At 42.0% G+C, this 811-nt stretch carries 1 protein-coding gene; it reads left to right on the top strand.

The window, feature by feature from the left end:
- Positions 1-135 precede the first annotated feature (135 nt).
- Positions 136-811: methyl-accepting chemotaxis protein (locus R7O13_RS25860; RefSeq protein ID WP_318305072.1), on the top strand; the 676-nt coding region annotated here is incomplete at its 3' end.

Raw genomic sequence — 811 nt, 5'->3', positions numbered from 1 at the left:
TTATAGGCGACCCTAGATCTCATTTTGTAAAATAAACTCACCCTTCGTTACATATTTTGCTGATTCGCATCGCATATTTTGTTTCGATATACCCATAGATTTGTTCAATATCTTTTATCTCTAATGGAGTAATCAATGAGAGAAGTTGAGTTTAGAACGATAGACCGACTATTTATTAAGATGTCTATCAACGACAAAATGTGGGTTATTTTCCTCCTATTTCTGGTGGCACTCACTTCGGTAGCAGGAAGCCGATACCTAAATGATTTGCATCAGTTCGAGCAACAATCTATCGCCAACGTGCAAGCAAAACTAGATGGCATCATTGAAGCTAATCCCACAGATATTTATCAAATTACTGGTATCTCAAAAGCTAACCATCAACAAAAAAGCTTGTTTTCAGATGGTGTTACCACGGTTTATGGCACAACCTCTGCGGGTGAGCTTGTTCGATTGACCGAGCACGCTGGCAATCAATACAACGCCCTGCGCTCCGACGCCCTTACCTCTTTCCTTCTTAGTTTTCTATGGGTTTTGCCGTTTGCAGTATTTTGCTATTGGGTAGCGACATTCATCGGAGGCGCTTTGTGGGTGCTATACACCACAACAGAGAAAATTGGTGACGGTGACTTAACTTCTCGATTGGGCTTTCACCCTGGCCGTGACGAGTTTGGCACCATTGGCTGCGCACTAGATAAGTCGATGGATACATTAAGCGAACTGGTCAATAGCGTAAAAGAAAACGCCAATACGCTAAGTGAAACGTCATCTGCATTTGAACAAGACATGAAACTGAGCGAAACACAGATTA

Source organism: Vibrio sp. Y176, assembly GCF_033438945.1.
This window is presented reverse-complemented; position numbering and strand designations above follow the sequence as displayed.